Source organism: Pseudovibrio denitrificans JCM 12308 (assembly GCF_001310815.1).
Taxonomy (GTDB): domain Bacteria; phylum Pseudomonadota; class Alphaproteobacteria; order Rhizobiales; family Stappiaceae; genus Pseudovibrio; species Pseudovibrio denitrificans.
In genome coordinates this window covers 1-1,197 of record NZ_BAZK01000076.1, presented here as the reverse complement: position 1 = coordinate 1,197, position 1,197 = coordinate 1, and the positions used below count along the sequence as shown (strand labels likewise).

The following is a 1,197-nucleotide window of genomic DNA, read 5'->3' as shown; positions in this document are numbered from 1 at the left end:
GCTCCCTCCAGAGTCCGCGATTATAGGTTAGCTCTGTTCTGGTTCTGGTCCTGCTGAGACCGTTTATGATACTCCCACGGTGTCAGCCCGTTGAGGCTGGTGTGTGGACGTTGGTGATTGTAATCGTTGCGCCATTGCTCAATCAAGGAACGAGCGTGGCTTAAGTTCTCAAACAAGTGCTCGTTCAAACACTCATCCCGAAGGCGCCCATTGAAGCTTTCGACAAAGCCGTTTTGCATCGGTTTGCCAGGGGCTATGTAATGCCATTCGACTTTGTTTTCCTCCTGCCATTTCAGGATCGCATTACTGGTGAGTTCGCTTCCATTATCGCTGACCACCATACAAGGGTAGCCGCGCATCTGTGCGACCCGGTCCAGCTCACGGCCTACTCTGTGCCTGACAGGGAAGTATCGACGACTGTAGCCAGACATTCGCGGCTGAAGTCATCAATCACACATAGAATGCGGAACCTGCGACTGTCCATTAGGGCATCGGAGACAAAGTCCAGCGACCATCGTTGGTTGATACCCCGCGGGATCGCCATAGGGGAACGGGTACCAATCGCACGTTTTCTACTGCCTTGCTTTCGCACACTCAGGCCTTCCTCTCGGTAGATGCGGTAAAGCTTCTTCCAATTCAGCTTCCAGCCTTCCCGTTTGAGAAGGATGTGTAGCCTCCGGTAACCAAAGCGTCGCCGCTTGGCAGATAACTCCCGAAGGCGGACCCGCAACGGTTTATCTTCTCTTTGAGCAGGGCCGCGACGATAAACACGCGGGTCAATGCCAGCCAAGGCACAGGCACGGCGCTGTGAATAGTTCTTCTCTGTCATGGCCCAGTCCACGGCACGTCTCCTTGAACCGGGCTTCAGAAGTTTTTTCCGAGCATCTCTTTCAAGGTCGCCACATCAAGCATTTGCTCGGCCAGCATCTTCTTGAGCTTGGCGTTCTCAGCCTCTAATGCCTTCAGTCGCTTCGCTTCAGACACCTCCATACCGCCATACTTAGAGCGCCACTTGTAAAAAGTGGCATCGCTTACACCATATTTCCGGCATAAGTCTCTGGCGCTCAAACCAGCTTGATGCTCTTTCAATATCCCGATGATCTGCTCTTCACTGAAACGATTTCTCTTCATTGTCTGTCTCCGATATTTAGGAACAGACTAACTTCAAACAGAGGACTTTCTAAGGGAGCAGGTCAA

At 52.2% G+C, this 1,197-nt stretch carries 1 pseudogene; it reads right to left on the bottom strand.

The features are described from left to right. Positions 1-20: 20 nt before the first annotated feature. Positions 21-1,131: pseudogene (locus JCM12308_RS27495) on the bottom strand (IS3 family transposase). Positions 1,132-1,197: the final 66 nt, after the last annotated feature.